The sequence below is a fragment of the Streptomyces sp. NBC_01520 genome (genome assembly GCF_045040375.1).
Classification (GTDB): domain Bacteria; phylum Actinomycetota; class Actinomycetes; order Streptomycetales; family Streptomycetaceae; genus Streptomyces.
Genome location: NZ_CP109404.1, coordinates 5,039,514 through 5,056,050, shown reverse-complemented (window position 1 = coordinate 5,056,050; position 16,537 = coordinate 5,039,514). Strand labels below are relative to the sequence as shown.

Annotated in this window: 17 protein-coding genes; 7 read left to right on the top strand and 10 right to left on the bottom strand. The window is 71.4% G+C overall.

The features are described 5' to 3' along the window. Positions 1–155 precede the first annotated feature (155 nt). From OG524_RS23145 to OG524_RS23130, 4 genes are all read right to left on the bottom strand, one after another. Complete coding sequence (locus tag OG524_RS23145) at positions 156–839, bottom strand: ABC transporter ATP-binding protein (RefSeq protein ID WP_405388935.1); 684 nt, start codon at positions 837–839, stop codon at positions 156–158. Between the two features lie 60 nt (positions 840–899). Further along, positions 900–2,360, bottom strand: a complete 1,461-nt coding sequence (locus OG524_RS23140; protein WP_405388936.1) for an ABC transporter permease — start codon at positions 2,358–2,360, stop codon at positions 900–902. A gap of 197 nt (positions 2,361–2,557) precedes the next feature. After that, positions 2,558–3,826, bottom strand: a complete 1,269-nt coding sequence (locus tag OG524_RS23135; protein WP_405388937.1) for an Ig-like domain-containing protein — start codon at positions 3,824–3,826, stop codon at positions 2,558–2,560. 179 nt (positions 3,827–4,005) lie between these two features. Then, the gene (locus tag OG524_RS23130) at positions 4,006–4,404 is read right to left on the bottom strand and encodes a hypothetical protein (protein WP_405388938.1); all 399 of its coding nucleotides are present in this window, start codon (positions 4,402–4,404) and stop codon (positions 4,006–4,008) included. Positions 4,405–4,512: 108 nt separating this feature from the next. Here OG524_RS23130 and OG524_RS23125 point away from each other — a divergent pair, with 108 nt between their 5' ends. Next, on the top strand, positions 4,513–4,821 hold the full coding sequence (locus OG524_RS23125; RefSeq protein ID WP_405388939.1) for a hypothetical protein: 309 nt from the start codon (positions 4,513–4,515) through the stop codon (positions 4,819–4,821). A 67-nt stretch (positions 4,822–4,888) separates the two neighbouring features. Here OG524_RS23125 and hutH read toward each other — a convergent pair whose 3' ends face one another. The 5 genes from hutH to OG524_RS23100 all read right to left on the bottom strand — a co-directional run bounded on the left by hutH (position 4,889) and on the right by OG524_RS23100 (position 11,032). Beyond that, positions 4,889–6,448 carry a histidine ammonia-lyase gene (gene hutH, locus OG524_RS23120; protein ID WP_405388940.1) on the bottom strand — a complete coding sequence of 520 codons (1,560 nt, stop codon included), beginning with the start codon at positions 6,446–6,448 and terminating at the stop codon, positions 4,889–4,891. A 69-nt stretch (positions 6,449–6,517) separates the two neighbouring features. Continuing rightward, positions 6,518–7,684: a diguanylate cyclase domain-containing protein gene (locus OG524_RS23115; protein WP_405388941.1), complete on the bottom strand. Its 1,167-nt coding sequence runs from the start codon at positions 7,682–7,684 to the stop codon at positions 6,518–6,520. 73 nt (positions 7,685–7,757) lie between these two features. Beyond that, positions 7,758–8,570, bottom strand: a complete 813-nt coding sequence (locus tag OG524_RS23110; RefSeq protein WP_405388942.1) for an enoyl-CoA hydratase/isomerase family protein — start codon at positions 8,568–8,570, stop codon at positions 7,758–7,760. 226 nt (positions 8,571–8,796) lie between these two features. Beyond that, on the bottom strand, positions 8,797–9,987 hold the full coding sequence (locus tag OG524_RS23105; protein ID WP_405388943.1) for an adenylate/guanylate cyclase domain-containing protein: 1,191 nt from the start codon (positions 9,985–9,987) through the stop codon (positions 8,797–8,799). Positions 9,988–10,168: 181 nt separating this feature from the next. Further along, positions 10,169–11,032, bottom strand: a complete 864-nt coding sequence (locus tag OG524_RS23100; protein ID WP_405388944.1) for a biotin--[acetyl-CoA-carboxylase] ligase — start codon at positions 11,030–11,032, stop codon at positions 10,169–10,171. 16 nt (positions 11,033–11,048) lie between these two features. On the opposite strand from OG524_RS23100, the gene OG524_RS23095 reads away from it, so the two are divergent. The 5 genes from OG524_RS23095 (at position 11,049) to OG524_RS23075 (ending at position 13,862) form a co-directional block, all read left to right on the top strand. Continuing rightward, entirely contained in the window at positions 11,049–11,183 is a 135-nt protein-coding gene (locus OG524_RS23095) for a hypothetical protein (RefSeq protein ID WP_405388945.1), read from the top strand. 22 nt (positions 11,184–11,205) lie between these two features. Further along, the gene (locus OG524_RS23090; protein WP_405388946.1) at positions 11,206–12,786 is read left to right on the top strand and encodes an acyl-CoA carboxylase subunit beta; all 1,581 of its coding nucleotides are present in this window, start codon (positions 11,206–11,208) and stop codon (positions 12,784–12,786) included. Between the two features lie 15 nt (positions 12,787–12,801). Further along, positions 12,802–13,008, top strand: a complete 207-nt coding sequence (locus OG524_RS23085) for an acyl-CoA carboxylase epsilon subunit (RefSeq protein WP_405388947.1) — start codon at positions 12,802–12,804, stop codon at positions 13,006–13,008. 83 nt (positions 13,009–13,091) lie between these two features. After that, positions 13,092–13,220, top strand: a complete 129-nt coding sequence (mmpB, locus tag OG524_RS23080; RefSeq protein ID WP_405388948.1) for a morphogenic membrane protein MmpB — start codon at positions 13,092–13,094, stop codon at positions 13,218–13,220. Positions 13,221–13,250: 30 nt separating this feature from the next. Then, positions 13,251–13,862, top strand: a complete 612-nt coding sequence (locus OG524_RS23075) for a nucleoside triphosphate pyrophosphatase (RefSeq protein ID WP_405388949.1) — start codon at positions 13,251–13,253, stop codon at positions 13,860–13,862. Between the two features lie 12 nt (positions 13,863–13,874). Here the strand turns inward: OG524_RS23075 and OG524_RS23070 are convergent, their stop codons facing one another. Beyond that, positions 13,875–14,339, bottom strand: coding sequence for a hypothetical protein (locus tag OG524_RS23070; RefSeq protein WP_405388950.1), 465 nt, complete (start codon positions 14,337–14,339; stop codon positions 13,875–13,877). Between the two features lie 422 nt (positions 14,340–14,761). On the opposite strand from OG524_RS23070, the gene OG524_RS23065 reads away from it, so the two are divergent. Next, positions 14,762–16,516, top strand: coding sequence for an acetyl/propionyl/methylcrotonyl-CoA carboxylase subunit alpha (locus OG524_RS23065; protein WP_405388951.1), 1,755 nt, complete (start codon positions 14,762–14,764; stop codon positions 16,514–16,516). The last annotated feature ends 21 nt before the right edge of the window (positions 16,517–16,537 follow it).

The window sequence follows — 16,537 nt, the reverse complement described above, 5'->3', positions numbered from 1 at the left end:
TGCGGGGCGACGGAACTCACAGCCGGACGGGCCTGGCTGTGAGGGTACCGGCGCTCAGGACCACGGGGGACAGCGCCGGCGTCCGGCGCCCCGCGCCTCGCACGGCGGAGGCCCGCCCCGGCGGGGCGGGCCTCGGTGCGACCTGGGGAGGGTGCTCAGGCCGCCGCGTTCTCCGTGACCGTGACCTTGCCCTTGCGGATGGTGGCCACCCGCGGGGCCTTGCGGGCGAGGGAGCTGTCGTGGGTGACCATCACGAAGGTCAGCCCGTGTTCCTTCCACAGACCGTCGAGCAGGTCCATGATCTCGTCGCGCATGGACTCGTCGAGGTTGCCGGTGGGTTCGTCGGCGAGCAGCACCTTCGGCCGCTTCACCAGTGCCCGGGCGATCGCGACACGCTGCTGCTGGCCGCCGGACATCTCGCTGGGCAGGTGGGTGGGGCGGTCGCCGAGGCCGACGGATTCGAGGGCTTCCGCGGCCCTTTCCCGGCGGGTCCTCGCGCCGAGGCCGAGCGGGACGAGCGCGGTCTCCACGTTCTCCTGGGCGGTGAGGGTGGGGATCAGGTTGAAGCTCTGGAAGACGAAGCCGATGGACTCCGCCCGGACCTTGGTGAGCCGGGACTCGGGCAGCTTCGCCAGATCGACACCGTCGAGCTCGATGGTGCCCGCGGTCGGCCGGTCGAGTCCGCCGAGCATCTGGAGGAGGGTGGACTTGCCGCCGCCGGTCGGGCCCTGGATGACGAGCCTGCCGCCGTCCTCGATGGTCAGGTCGACACCGGCGAGGGCGTCGACGGCGGTCTTGCCGCGCATGTAGCGCTTGGTGACGCCACTGAGCTGGTACACGTGTGGACTCCTGCTGTACGTACGGAGGGGAGGGGGCCGGGCGCGCCCGGGGGGCGCGCGCTACGCGACGCGGCGCAGGGCGTCGGCCGGGCGCAGCCGGGAGGCCCGCCAGCCGCCGAAGGCACCCGCGACAAGTCCGCCGGCCACCGCCAGGGCGACGGCGGTCAGGATCGTGGTCAGGGAGACCGGTGCGGTCAGCGCGATGTCGAGGGTCTTGGCCGCGGTCTGGCGGCCGGGACCGCCGCCGCCCATCGGGCCGCCGCCCATGCCACCGCCGCCTCCGCCGCCCGAGGAGCCGAGCTGGGCGGTGAGGGTGGGGCTGACTGCGGTCACGGCGTACGCGCCGGCGAGGCCGACGGCGATACCGAGGACACCGCCCATGAGGCCGTTGACGAGCGCCTCGCCGATGACCTGGCGGGTGACACGGCCGCTCTTCCAGCCGAGTGCCTTGAGGGTGCCGAACTCCCGGACGCGGCGGCTGACCGCCGAGGAGGTGAGCAGGCCCGCGACGAGGAACGCGGCGATGAGGACGGCGATGGAGAGCCACTTGCCGACGCTGGAGGCCAGGTCGGAGGCGGTGGAGAGGGAGCCGGAGACCGTGTCGGCGAGGTCGGCGGAGGTGGTGACCGTCGTGCCTGAGATGTTCTTCTGGATGGCGGCCTTGACGGTGTCGATCTGCTGCGAGTCCGCGGCCTTGACGTAGACCGTGGTGACCTTGTCCTTGGAGTCGGCGACGGTCTGTGCCTGCTTCAGCGGGATGTAGACGTTGGCGGCGGCGTCTCCGCTGTCCGCCGTCGAGATGCCGACGATCGTGTACTTGGTGCCGGAGATGGTGACGGTCCTGTCGACCGCGAGTTCCTTCTCCTTGGCGTACGCGGCGTCGACGACCGCGACCTCGGCGTCGGTCTCGGCGGCCTTGAACGTACGGCCCTTGGTGATGGTGGAGGAGGTCAGCGGACCGAGGTCCTGCCGGGTGACGTCGGTGCCGTACACGGTGAAGGAGTTGACGTCGAAGGAGGCGCCGCCACCCTGGACCTCACCCTGCGGCTGGCCGCCGCCCTGGCCGCCGCCGGGGCCGCCCTGTCCCGCGCTCTCGTCCTGCTTGAACTCGCCGCGCTGGAACTGGCCGTCGACCTTCATGACGGTCAGGCTCAGCCCGCCGACGGCGTCCGCGACACCGTCCTGCTTGCCGACCTTCGTGACGGTGCTGGAGGCGAGCGTCTGGAAGCCCTGGACCATGACCCGGTCGGTGCTCTGGGTCGCCTCGTCGTCGTCCTTGGCGTCGAACTCGAACCGGGGGCGTTCGGTGCCCGACCCCTGGGCGGCGGCGGCCTTGGTCACCGTCATGTCCGTACCCAGGCCGTACAGCGATTCCAGGACCTTGTCCTGGGCCTTGCTCATGCCCGAGGAGACCGAGCTGACGATGATGACCAGCGCAATACCGAGGGCGAGCCCCGAGGCGACGACGAGCGCCGCCTTTCTGCGGCGGCGCAGCTCGCGCCGGAGGTAGGTGAAGAACATGGCGCGAAGCTATGGAGCGGGCGTGATGAAGGGTTAAGTCTGCGATGAGAGCTGGATGAGAACCTTCGCGGGGCGCATGCGCCGAGGGCGGCACGCACATTGCCGAAGGCGGCGCGCACACACGCCGAAGGCGGCGGCACCCGGTGGACCGGGGTGCCGCCGCCTTCGGAACGGGGGGATGGGGCTCGGTTACGGGATCAGGCCTCGGAACCGGCCGTCCACTCCGACCAGCTCATGTTCCAGCCGTTGAGGCCGTTGTCCGGGGAGATGGTCTTGTCCGGGGAGTTCTTGACGATGACCACGTCGCCGATCATGGAGTTGTCGTAGAACCAGGCGCCGGCGGTACCCGGGTCGTTGGCGCCCTTCGTGTCGGACAGGCCGACACAGCCGTGGCTGGTGTTGGCGCTGCCGAAGATCGACTTGGCGCCCCAGTAGTTGCCGTGGATGAAGGTGCCCGACGTGGACAGGCGCAGGGCGTGCGGCACGTCCTTGATGTCGTACTCGCCCTTGCCGTCGTCGTCCGTGAAGCCGACCGTCGCACCGTCCATGCGGGTCTCCTTGAACTTCTCGGAGATCACCATCTCGCCGTTGTACGTCGGGTTCTCCGACGAACCGGCCGAGATCGGGATGGTCTTGATCGTCTTGCCGTCCTGGGCGACGGTCATCGTCTTCGCCTTGGCGTCCACGGTGGAGACCTGGTTGCGGCCGACCTTGAAGGTCACCGTCTTCTGCTGCACGCCGACGACGCCGTCGGCACCCTCGACGCCGTCCAGCGCCAGCTTCAGCGTGACGGTGGAGCCGCCCTGCCAGTAGTCCTCGGGGCGCAGGTCCAGGCGCTGGGCGTTGAACCAGTGGCCGACGACCTCCTGGCCGCTGCTCGACGTCACGGTGATGCCGTCCTGGACGGCCTTCTTGTTCGTGATCGCCTTGTTGAAGTTGATCGAGACGGGCATGCCGACGCCGACGGTGGAACCGTCCTCGGGCGTGAAGTTCCCGATGAAGCTGTCCTCGGGCGAGACCGTGGTGAAGGAGCTGTTGGCGTGCGCCTCACGGTCCTTCGAGTCGGCCGCCGTCGCACTGATCTTGTACGTGGTCGAGCGTTCCAGCTGCCCGGTGGGCTTCCAGCTGGAACCGTCGGCGGCGAGGGTGCCCTCGACGGCCTCTCCGGCCGACGTGGTCATGGTGACCTCGGTCAGCTTGCCCTTGGCCACGGTGACGATGGCGGCGTTGTTGATGCTCGCGTTGGTGGCACCGTTCTTCGGCGCGATCGTTATCTGCGCCTCGGAGGCGTCCTTGGCGGCCGCCTCGTCCACCTGCGCCTGCGACGTCTTCGAGCTGTCGGCGCTCGCGCCCCCCGTGCCACCGTCGTCGCTGCAGGCCGAAAGCACCAGCACGCCGCCGAGCAGTGCGGACGCCGCCATGAGGCCCCGGCGCCGCTTGCTGTCCGTCATCACACGATTCTCCATCGTTGCCGAATCCCCAACATCCCCGGACGAGGTCGCCTGACGGCGATCCCCCGTCAATGTTCCAAGAACACCCTGTACCGGTCTTCCGTTCCACATCCGTCGAAGATGTGGGGAACACCACTCATCGACGCGTCCCTGACCGCGGCGGTTCCCGCAGGCCGGCAGAACTGCCGGACATGTCAGCGGTCCGTTCCGCCGCCTTCTTCGTCGCCCGTCTCATTGTCCTCGATCCCGTAGTAGGCCTCGTCGTCGTCCTCCCCGGCCACCCAGTCCTCGGCGTCCGGGTCGTAGTCGATCGTCTCGCTGCTCCAGGAGGCCTGGGCGAGCTCGACCCCCGGCACCTGGCCCACGAGGTCGAAGGGGTCGATGAGTGACGCGAGGGCCTCAGCACCGTCTTCCCTGACGGTCTCCTCGGCATGCGTACGTTCCTCGGCGGACTCGTCGGCCGAGGAGCCCGAGGTCGTGAAGTCGGCGGCGATGCTTTCGAGTGCCGTGCCGGTCAGCGCGTCGGCGTCGGTGATCCGCAGCACCATCTCCACGCGAAGCCGAACATATCCGGTTGTCTCTGAAGTGCTCATACGCCGGAGCGTAAGGCTCCCGGGACCTGCGGGTTTCCTCCGACCCGCTGCTTTGCTTAGCATCGGCCCACGGGGCTAACTGATGGCTGTCGCAAGGGGATCGATTCCGTGTCCATCGCTCGTCGCACGCTGCTGACCACCACAGCGGCAGGCACCCTGCTCTGCGCTCTCTGGTTCGTCCCCTCCGCCAACGCGACGGACGGAACAGGGCCGCAGGGCGGTTCCACCGGCTCCTCGGCCGAGGCCCCACAGGCGGGTTCCACCGAGGAGACCGTCCCGCAGGAGACACTCGCCGACACGGGTGCCGGGGTGGACACCACCCCGTATCTGATCGGCGGCACGGCCTTCCTGTGCGTCGGTGCGGGGTTCGTCGCCTATTCGGTACGCCGGGGCGGCACGCTGAGCACCGGTTTCTGACGTACGGACGAGAAGAGAGGGCCGTCGCACGTGTGCGACGGCCCTCTCCTCGTACCGGTCCTGCGCGTCAGGCCAGCGGCCCGGTCACGCTCTCCGCGGCCGCGACGAGCTTCCCCTCCCGTACGAAGGCGTCGGCGGCGGCCAGATCGGGCGAGAGGAAGCGGTCGGGGCCCGGCCCCTGGACCCCGGCGGCGCGCAGCGCCTCGATGACGGCCAGCGAGGCGGGCCCGGGGGTCAGGCCCGCGGCGGCGCGCAGTTCGACGGCGCGGGTGGCCGCGTACAGCTCGACGGCGACGATCCGCGCCAGGTTGGTGACGGCGGTACGGAGCTTGCGCGCCGCGGACCAGCCCATGGAGACGTGGTCCTCCTGCATGGCGGAGGACGGGATCGAGTCGACGGAGGCCGGGACCGCGAGCCGCTTCAGCTCGCTGACCAGGGCGGCCTGCGTGTACTGGGCGATCATCAGGCCGGAGTCGACCCCGGCGTCGTCGGCGAGGAACGGCGGCAGCCCGTGCGAGCGGTTCTTGTCCAGCAGCCGGTCGGTCCGGCGCTCGGTGATCGAACCGAGGTCGGCGGCGACGATCGCCAGGAAGTCGAGTACGTACGCGACGGGCGCGCCGTGGAAGTTGCCGTTGGACTCCACGCGGCCGTCGGGAAGGACGACCGGGTTGTCGACGGCCGAGGCCAGCTCGCGGCCGGCGACGAGCTCGCCGTGCGCGAGGGTGTCGCGCCCTGCGCCGTTGACCTGCGGGGCGCAGCGCACCGAGTAGGCGTCCTGGACGCGGGGGGCGTCGGACGTGATGTCGGCGTGCCGCCCCGTGAGGCCGGACCCGGCGAGGAACCGCAGCATGTTGTCGGCGGAGGCGCCCTGGCCGGGGTGGGGCCGGATGGCGTGGAGCTCCGGGGCGAGGACCTTGTCCGTGCCGAGGAGGGCCTCCAGGGAGAGCGCGGCGGTGATGTCGGCGCCCGTGTAGAGGTTCTTGAGGTCCGCGAGGGCCATCACGAGCATGCCGAGCATGCCGTCGGTGCCGTTGAGGAGGGCGAGGCCCTCCTTCTCGCGCAGTTCCACGGGCGTGATGCCGTGCGCCGCGAGGAGCTCACCGGCGGGGCGTACGACGCCGTCGGGGCCCTCCGCGTCGCCCTCGCCCATGAGGGTCAGGGCGCAGTGCGACAGCGGGGCCAGGTCGCCGGAGCAGCCGAGCGAGCCGTATTCGTGGACGACGGGGGTGATGCCCGCGTTGAGCACGTCGGCCATGGTCTGCGCGACCTGGGGGCGTACGCCGGTGTGGCCGGAGGCGAGGGTCTTCAGCCGCAGGAACATCAGCGCCCGCACGACCTCGCGCTCGACGTGCGGGCCCATGCCCGCCGCGTGCGAGCGGACGATGTTGCGCTGCAGCTGCGCCCGGAGGTCCGGGCTGATGTGCCGGCTCGCGAGGGCGCCGAAGCCGGTGGAGACGCCGTAGACCGGCTCGGGCTTGGCGGCGAGCGCGTCCACGATCTCGCGGGCGGCGGCCAGGGCGCCGACGGCCGCTGCGGAGAGCTCGACCCGGGCGCCCTCGCGGGCCACGGCGATGACGTCCGCGGCGGTGGTACCGGACGTCCCCACCACGACTGTATGCATATCCATATTCAGAAGCCTACGGACTGAAACCCGGCATGTCACGAGTGGTCGCACGGCGGACCCCTTACCGTCCCGTCAGCGTGCGCCCGGGGGCGGGTTGCCGCGCAGTCCGCGCCGGTCGTGCGGGGAGCCCGGCGGGTGGTCGGCCAACCGGAGCACCTCGCCGTCCCGCCCGGCCACCACCGGCTTCCTGGAGTGCGCCGCCTTCGCCCGGTACTGGGCGGCGTCCGCCAGCCGGAAGAGCCGGCGCGCGGACTGGACGGGGCCGATGTCGTCGCCGGTCGACGCGACCCCACAGGCGACCCCGTCGCCGAGCTCCAGGGCGACGGCCCGCGCGCACAGCTCCTCGGACACCCGGACCACGTCGTCCGCCGACGGCCCCACGGTCAGCAGACAGAACTCGTCACCGCCGAGCCGCGCCGCGAGGGCGTCGGGGAGCATCGCGCCGCAGAGCGACAGCACGGAGCCGAATCGTTCCAGCAGACGGTCGCCGACGGCGTGGCCATGGGTGTCGTTGACGGCCTTGAGACCGTTCAGGTCGCAGACGACCAGACTGACCACGATCTCCTCGGTGTGGTGCCGCTCCACCGCCTCGTCGAGCCGGATGTCGACGGCGCGGCGGTTCGCCAGGCCGGTCAGCGGGTCGGTGAAGGCCAGCTTGCGGACCTCCTCCAGCCGCTCGGTCTGCGCGAGGCCCGCCGCGACGACGGCGGCCAGCACGGTCGCGAAGTCCGCGTCGTCCCGGTCGAAGACCGGCGCCCCCGCCGGACGCGCCACATACAGCTCACCCCAGGCCCGCCCGTGCATCACGATCGGCGCCACGACGCAGCAGCCCCGGCCGCGCCGCCGCAGGGCCGCGACCCGCTGGTGGCAGTACGGCCTGGCCCCCCGGGCCGGGGCCCCGGCGGCCGGAGCGCCGTCGGCGGTCTCCACCCAGGCGTCCGGCTCACCGCCGCCGGCCCACCGCTCGTGCAGGAATTCGGTGATCTCCGGGAACTGGTGCACGGGGTAGGCCTCCTCCTCGGGGAACTCGGCCTCGCCCTCGGCCCGCTCCCCCGCGTTCACCAGCACCCGCAGCCTGCCCCGGTCCCGCTCCCACACGGACAGGGCCGCGAACGTGCCCCCCAGCGCCTCCCCCGCCCCCCGCGCCGCAGCCAGCCACGATTCGCGCGGGGTGTAGGCCGCCGCCATCGTCTGTGCGAGCGACACCACGGCCCGCAGCCGCACATCATCACCACCCATCACCCCAGCTTAGGGAGGTTCATGATGTTTTGATCAGTCGACAGCGCTGATGATCTTCACGGCGTCCGGTGGCTCACTCGCCGGGCCAGTTCGGCTTCCGCTTCTCGTTGAACGCGGCCACTCCCTCGGCCCGGTCCCCGGAGAAGGCCACCGACCGCCAGGCCGCGTCCTCCACCTCCAGTCCGGCACGCAGGTCCAGCCCTTGTCCCAGCCGCAGCGCCCGCTTCGCGGCCCGCAGGCCCACCGGGGAGTTGGCGGCGATCCGGCCGCCCAGCGCCAGCGCCTCCTCCCGGTCCCGGCCCTGGTCGACCAGCTCGTCGACCAGACCCAGCTCCCGGGCCTCGGCCGCCTCCACCCGCCGCGCGGTGAAGACCAGCTCGGCGGCGCGCGCCGCACCGACCCGGCGGGGCAGCAGCTGCGTGCCGCCGCCGCCAGGGATGACACCGACGGACACCTCGGGCAGCCCGACCACGGCCGTACGGTCGGCGACGATCACGTCACAGGCCAGCGCGAGTTCGAAGCCGCCCCCGAGGGCGTAGCCGTGCACGGCGGCGACGACCGGCATCGGCAGTTCGAGCACCCCGGTGTACGCGGCCCGCGCGGTGGGCCGCTGCCGCACGAGCTCGGCGTCGGTGAAGGAGTTCCGCTCCTTGAGGTCCGCCCCCACACAGAAGGCACGCTCATGGCTGGAGGTGAGAACGGTGACGCGCACCCCCTGGTCCGCGCCGAGCGCGGCGCAGGCGGCAGCGATCGAGCGGGCCATGTCGGTGGACACGGCGTTCATCGCCTTCGGCCGGTCGAGCACCAGCTCGGCCACATGCTCCAGCCCCTCGTGCCGCCGCACGACAACGAACTCCCCGAACCGCTGCTCCGACGTGACGGTCATGCTGCACCCCTCCGGTTAACGAGCGTTACCGAAGATCCTAGGCGCCACCCCGAGGCCCCCTCCAGCCCACGCATCACCTCGCCGGTGACGTACCGCCGTTCCGAGCCCGCCCGAGGCGCACAGATCAAGCCCGCCCGGGCGATCGAGGACATCTTTTGAGCCCGCCCGGCGTTCGAGGACCGGGGCCCCGAAGGGCGGAGCCCGCGGATCACGGGGCAGGCACCGCCTAGCGCGACCCCCGCCGCGCCAGCAGCCACGGCTCCACGACCCCCAGCCCCCGCACCGGCCGCTGCCACATCGGCTGCAGCCCGAAGCGGTACGTCGGCAGCGGGGCCTCCTCGATCTGCCGGCCCTCCTTCTCGGCCACCCGCGCCCGCTCGGCCGCCGCCGCGACCTCCTCGGCCGCCTGCGCCTCGGACTCGGGCGCGTCCCCGGTCCGCGTCAGTTCCTGGGCGAACGCTCCGTCGACCAGGACGGCGTCCTTCGGCGCTATCGACGTGAGCCGGCTGGCCAGGTTCACCGTCGTACCGAAGACGTCGCCCATGCGCGTGGTGACCGTGCCGAACGCGATGCCGACCCGCAGTGCGGGCATCGTGGTGTCCTGGGCCATCGCCTCGACCAGCCGGAGCGCTATCTCGCCCGCCGTACCCGCGTCGTCCGCGGCGAAGAGGACCTCGTCGCCGAGCGTCTTGATGAGCCGCCCGCCGTGCGCGGCGACCAGGTCGGCGGAGGTCGTCTCGAAGGCCTCGACCAGCTCGCCGAGCTCCTCCTCCTCGAGCCGCCGGGTCAGCCGGGTGAAGCCGACCAGGTCGGCGAAGCCCACGGCGAGCCGCCGGTCGACCATCTCCTCGTCGTCCCCGGTCTGCACGACCCGGCCCGTCGCGGCGGCCAGCTGGCGCCGCCACACGTACACCAGGAACTCCTGCAGCTCGGGCAGGAGCAGCTCGATCAGCGGGTACGTGACCTCGGTGCGGGTCATGCCGGGCTCGGGGGGCTCGGTCAGCCCCGCCAGGAAGGAGTCGATCTGCCACTCCGCCAGCCGGGCGGTGGTCTGACCGGTCGACCGGGCCACCTGGATCGCCATCGGCTCGCTGAGCAGCCCGGCCTCCACCAGACCGGCGAGGCGGCGCAGCGCCAGCACGTCGGCCTCGGTGAGCGCCTTGGCCTGTCCGATGTCGGCGAAGCCCATGGCCCGCCAGAACCGGGACGCCAGGTCCATGGAGACCCCGGCGGTCCTGGCCGCCTGGAAGGGCGTGTAGCGGCGGTCGGCCCCCAGGATCAGGGCCTCCAGCCGGATGGCGAGCGGGTCGTCGGTCGGCTCGGCCGTGTGGTCGACCTCGTGATGCGGTGTCGAGTGGACCGAGGGTCCCGACGGTGGCTCCACGCCGTCGCCGGAGTTCGTGTCGTCGACGGTCACCGGCCGCCTCCTGCCCGTTCCCTGGCCACTGCCCTGCCGATCTGTTGCTGGATCACCTCAACGATACGGCAGGTGTGCCCTGGCTCACGTCTCCGGTTGCCCGGTTCCGGTGCGTCACGGGTGACATCACCCGTCCGTGCGGGCCGTCCGGCGCCGGACGCGCGCCCGGCGCCGCCCCGGATCAGGTCAGCCCGCCCCCGGCGCCCCGCAGGTGCACGATGTCACCGGCCGAGACGGGTTCCTGGAGCCCGTCACCCGTGGCCAGGACCAGCCGCCCGTCCCCGTCGACCGCGACGGCCTCGCCGACGACGGACCGGTCCCCCGGCAGTTCGGCCCGCACCGTGCGGTCGAGCGTGGCGCAGCCCGCCGCGTAGGCCGTCTGGAGGCCGCTCGCGGCGGCGTCGCCGTCGGCCTCGCGCCACCGCCCGTACCACTCCTCCAGCGAACGCAGGACGGCCCGCAGCAGGGTTTCACGGTCGGTGGAGACCGCTCCGGCGAGGCCCAGCGAACCGGCGTGGGGGGCGGGCAGCTCGGCCGCGCGGAGGGAGACGTTGATGCCCATGCCGATGACGACGCCGTCCCCGGCGCGCTCGGCGAGGATGCCGCCGGTCTTGCGTTCCGTGCCGTCGATGGTCACCAGGAGGTCGTTGGGCCATTTCAGTGCCATGTCGACGCCGGCCGACTGCGCGAGCCCCGTGGCGGCGGCGACACCCGCCAGCAGGGGCAGCCAGCCCCAGCGCTCGGCGGGTACGTCGCCGGGGGTCAGGTAGACCGAGAGGAAGAGGCCGGAGCGCGGCGGCGCCGTCCAGCTCCGGTCGAGCCGTCCCCGCCCCGCGGTCTGCTCCTCGGCGACCAGGACCGTGCCCTCGGCCAGCCCGGCGGCCCGGGCCGCGAGGTCGGAGTTGGTGGATCCGGTCGACTCGACGATGTCGAGCGAGGTCCACAGCCCGCCCGGCTTCAGCAGCCCGCGTCGCAGCGCGGCGACGTTCAGGGGCGGCCTGTCGAGGTCCGACCAGCGGTTGTGGGGCGCATCCGGAGGTGTCATACAACCCACATTAGGTGTGGCCAACGACGCACTGCCGAACCGTATCCCCGCCGATACGCTACGGATCAGTAGCAACACCGCCGACGAGCCGCTGGCCGTCGAGCACGTATGGGTCCAGCACCTCTACTGGATGTACCAGCCGTCCCCGTGACCAGGCAGGGAGCCGCCACCCGATGTCCGAGCCGCAGAGCGACATCCACACGACCGCCGGAAAGATCGCGGACCTGCAGCGCCGTATTGACGAGGCGACGCACGCAGGTTCCGCACGCGCCGTCGAAAAGCAGCACGCCAAGGGCAAGTTGACCGCCCGTGAGCGCGTCGAGCTCCTGCTCGACGAGGGTTCCTTCGTGGAGCTCGACGAGTTCGCACGGCACCGGTCGACCAATTTCGGCATCGAGAAGAACCGCCCGTACGGGGACGGTGTCGTCACCGGTTACGGCACGGTCGACGGCCGGCCCGTCTGCGTGTACTCGCAGGACTTCACGATCTTCGGCGGGTCGCTGGGCGAGGTCTACGGCGAGAAGATCGTGAAGGTCATGGACTTCGCGATGAAGACCGGCTGCCCGGTCATCGGCATCAACGACGGCGGCGGCGCCCGCATCCAGGAGGGCGTGGCAGCCCTCGGTCTGTTCGCCGAGATCTTCCGCCGCAACGTCCACGCCTCGGGTGTCGTCCCGCAGATCTCGCTGATCGTCGGACCGTGCGCGGGCGGTGCGGTCTACTCCCCCGCGATCACCGACTTCACGGTCATGGTCGACCAGACCTCGCACATGTTCATCACCGGACCCGACGTCATCAAGACGGTCACCGGCGAGGACGTCGGCTTCGAGGAGCTGGGCGGCGCCCGCACGCACAACACCACCTCCGGTGTGGCGCACCACATGGCGGGCGACGAGAAGGACGCCATCGAGTACGTCAAGTCCCTGCTGTCCTACCTCCCGTCGAACAACCTCTCGGAGGCGCCCGCCTTCCCGGAGGAGGCCGACCTGGAGACCACGGACGAGGACCGCGAGCTCGACACCCTCATCCCGGACTCGGCGAACCAGCCGTACGACATGCACACCGCGATCGAGCACGTGCTCGACGACGGCGAGTTCCTGGAGACGCAGGCGCTGTTCGCGCCGAACATCCTCACCGGCTTCGGCCGCGTCGAGGGCTACCCGGTCGGCATCGTCGCCAACCAGCCGATGCAGTTCGCCGGCTGTCTGGACATCGACGCCAGCGAGAAGGCCGCACGCTTCGTGCGTACCTGCGACGCGTTCAACGTTCCGGTCCTGACCTTCGTCGACGTCCCCGGCTTCCTGCCGGGTGTCGACCAGGAGTACGGCGGCATCATCCGCCGCGGCGCCAAGCTGATCTACGCCTACGCGGAGGCGACCGTCCCGCTGATCACGGTCATCACCCGCAAGGCCTTCGGCGGCGCGTACGACGTCATGGGGTCCAAGCACCTGGGCGCCGACCTGAATCTGGCCTGGCCGACCGCGCAGATCGCGGTCATGGGCGCGCAGGGCGCGGTGAACATCCTGCACCGCCGTACCATCGCCGCCGCCGACGACCCCGAGGCCACCCGCGCCGAACTGATGGCCGACTACGAGGACGCCCTGCTCAACCCGTACGTCGCGGCCGAGCGGGGTTACGTCGACGCGGTGATCATGCCGTCCGAGACCCGGGCACACCTCGTGAAGGGGCTGCGCCAGCTGCGTACGAAGCGCGAGTCGCTGCCGCCGAAGAAGCACGGCAACATCCCCCTCTAACCACCGGGAGGCACCATGATCAAGGTCGTACGGGGCAATCCGACCCCGGAGGAACTGGCCGCCGCCCTCGCGGTGGTGCGGGCGCGTGCGGCGGCTGCCGCCGCCGTGCCGTCCGGCGCCCCGCTGCCGCCCGGGCAGTGGTCGGACCCCGGCCGTATCGCCCGTGCCGGGACACGGCAGCCGGGTCCCCGGTCCTGGGCGCGGACGTACTGGCCGGTGTGACGGGAAGCGCCGAGTGGCAGGGCCGCGGCGCCTGAGTACGCGTACTCAGGCGCCGCGGCCCTGCCCGGAGCACCATCGGATCCATGCTGTGGTCCGATCCCGAGAACAAGCCGCCGAAGGAACTGCGCGACGCCCAGGACATGATGCGTCGCGCCGGACCGCTGCTCGCGCTGGCCATGGTCGTGGCGATGTTCGTCCTGGGCATCCGCTGAGGCACCTGGGCCCCTCCGGCCCCGCCTACGATGACCGGTATGACTGATCAGCGCCGCCTCGTGCTCGCCTCCGCCTCCCCCGCCCGTCTCGGCCTGCTGCGCCAGGCGGGCTTCGCCCCCGAGGTGATCGTCAGCGGCGTGGACGAGGACGCGCTCACCGCCCCGACGCCCGCCGAGCTCGCGCGGGTCCTGGCCGAGGCCAAGGCCGCCGCCGTGGCGTCACGCCCGGAGGCCGTCGGCGCCCTGGTCATCGGCTGCGACTCGGTGCTCGAACTGGACGGCGAGGCGCTCGGCAAGCCCGCCGACAGCGAGGAGGCCACGGCACGCTGGAAGTCCATGCGCGGCCGCGCGGGCGTCCTGCGGACGGGGCACAGCGTGATCGACACGGCGACCGGCCGTACGGTGTCGGCGACCGCGTCCACGACCGTGCGGTTCGGCGAGCCGACCGACGCGGAGGTGGCGGCCTACGTCGCGTCGGGCGAGCCCCTCCATGTGGCGGGGGCGTTCACCCTGGACGGCCGCTCGGCACCCTTCGTGGACGCGATCGAGGGCGATCACGGCAACGTCATCGGGCTCTCGCTGCCGCTGCTGCGCCGACTGCTCGGCGAACTGGACATCTCCGTCACCGAGTTGTGGGTCTGAAGGACGACCGCGTCACGCGGGCGCCGGAGCTCCGGCCTCGGCACCGCTGCCGTGCCCGTCCTCGCCGGGCGCCTTCGCCCCCGGCTCGCGCCGCCCGTACGTCACCAGGGTCAGCACGATCAGCGCCAGGACGGCCATCATGACGCCGAACGCCGTCCAGCCGACCAGCCCCACCGCGAGCGCGCCGAGCACCCCGTGCACGACCGCGCACCCGATGAGCGCGATCCTGCCGAACCGGCCCGGCGCCCGGTCGCGTACACCGGCCAGCAGGGGTATCAGGCCGCACAGCAGCAGCAGGAGGCCGGAGGCGAAGCCCATCACCCAGGTGCCGGTGGACATGACGCCCGGATCCATCCCGGCCAGGGACATGTTCTGGTTGTCGACGACCGTCGCGAGGACGGCGTTGACGAGCACGATGCCCACGGCCTCCCCGAACAGCACGATCGCGGTCAGCACGGCCACCGGTCTGCGCACCACGGCGCCACCCCCTGTTACCTGTAGTACGTCCGGTACAGCGCGGACCCTACTAACGGGTAATGCTTCGTACAAGAGGTCGCGCTTCCCCTGTGCGCTCCCCGCGCAGGACTCGCTCTGCTGCCACACCCGGATCGCGTCGGACTCGCGTCCGCCTCGTGTCGAAGGCAAAGATTCCATCGACCGTTCGTAGGGAGTCCACAAAGAAACGCCGCGCGGCGTTGACCGTACGAACAGAGACTTGGACCACACCTCGTGGCTACTGTGCGGTTAAGGATCCCGGCGTACCGTGGTGCGACAAGGGATTTCGCGACTCGAGCAAGCCTCGAATCACACTCCGTGTGGGCAAGTTCACCATTGGGGACGGGTCGTACGTCCGTGTCGGTTGTCCCTAAACTCAGCTTGTTCTCAAGGAGGGAGTCATCGTGCGCAAGGTGCTCATCGCCAACCGTGGCGAAATCGCTGTCCGCGTTGCTCGGGCTTGCCAGGATGCCGGAATTGCGAGCGTAGCCGTCTACGCCGATCCGGACCGGGACGCTCTGCATGTCCGCGCGGCCGACGAGGCGTTCGCTCTGGGCGGTGACACCCCGGCCGCCAGCTACCTGGACATGGCCAAGGTGCTCCAGGCAGCCAAGGACTCGGGGGCGGACGCGATCCACCCCGGCTACGGCTTCCTGTCGGAGAACGCCGACTTCGCCCAGGCCGTGCTGGACGCGGGTCTGACCTGGATCGGCCCGCCGCCGCAGGCCATCCGTGACCTGGGCGACAAGGTGGCGGCCCGTCACATCGCGCAGCGCGCGGGCGCCCCGCTGGTGGCCGGCACGCCGGACCCGGTGAGCGGTTCCGCCGAGGTCGTCGACTTCGCCGAGAAGAACGGCCTGCCGATCGCGATCAAGGCCGCCTTCGGTGGCGGTGGCCGCGGCCTGAAGGTGGCCCGCACGCTGGAGGAGATCCCGGAGCTGTACGACTCCGCGGTCCGCGAGGCCGTCGCGGCCTTCGGCCGGGGCGAGTGCTTCGTCGAGCGCTACCTCGACAGGCCGCGGCACGTCGAGACCCAGTGCCTGGCCGACACCCACGGCAACGTGGTCGTCGTCTCCACCCGTGACTGCTCCCTGCAGCGCCGGCACCAGAAGCTGGTCGAGGAGGCCCCGGCGCCGTTCCTCTCCGAGGCACAGAACGCCGAGCTGTACGCGGCGTCGAAGGCGATCCTGAAGGAAGCCGGTTACGTCGGCGCGGGCACCGTGGAGTTCCTGGTCGGCACGGACGGGACGATCTCCTTCCTGGAGGTCAACACGCGCCTCCAGGTGGAGCATCCGGTCACCGAGGAGGTCACCGGCATCGACCTCGTACGCGAGATGTTCCGCATCGCGGACGGCGAGGAGCTCGGCTACGGCGACCCGGCCGTGCGCGGCCACTCGTTCGAATTCCGGATCAACGGCGAGGACCCGGGCCGCGGCTTCCTGCCCGCCCCCGGCACCGTCACCACGTTCGCCCCGCCGACCGGCCCCGGTGTCCGCCTGGACGCGGGCGTCGAGAGCGGTTCGGTGATCGGCCCGGCGTGGGACTCCCTGCTGGCCAAGCTGATCGTGACCGGTGCGACACGTGAGCAGGCTCTGCAGCGCGCGGCGCGCGCGCTCGGCGAGTTCAACGTCGAGGGCATGGCCACGGCCATCCCGTTCCACCGCGCGGTCGTCGTCGACCCGGCGTTCACCGCGGACCCGTTCCGCGTGCACACCCGCTGGATCGAGACGGAGTTCGTCAACGAGATCAAGCCGTTCACCGTCCCCACGGACGTGGACGCGGACGAGGAGACCGGCCGCGAGACGGTCGTCGTCGAGGTCGGCGGGAAGCGCCTGGAGGTCTCCCTGCCCTCCTCGCTCGGCATGAGTCTGGCGCGTACGGGCCTGGCGGCCGGTGCGAAGCCGAAGCGCCGCGCGGCGAAGAAGGCCGGCTCCGCGGCCTCCGGCGACACCCTCGCCTCCCCGATGCAGGGGACGATCGTCAAGATCGCGGTCGAGGAGGGCCAGGAGGTCAAGGAAGGCGACCTCGTCGTCGTCCTGGAGGCCATGAAGATGGAGCAGCCGCTCAACGCGCACCGCTCCGGCACGGTCAAGGGCCTGACCGCGGAGGTCGGCACCTCGGTCTCCTCCGGTGCCCTGATCTGCGAGATCAAGGACTGACGCAGCACGCCTCCCGAGGGC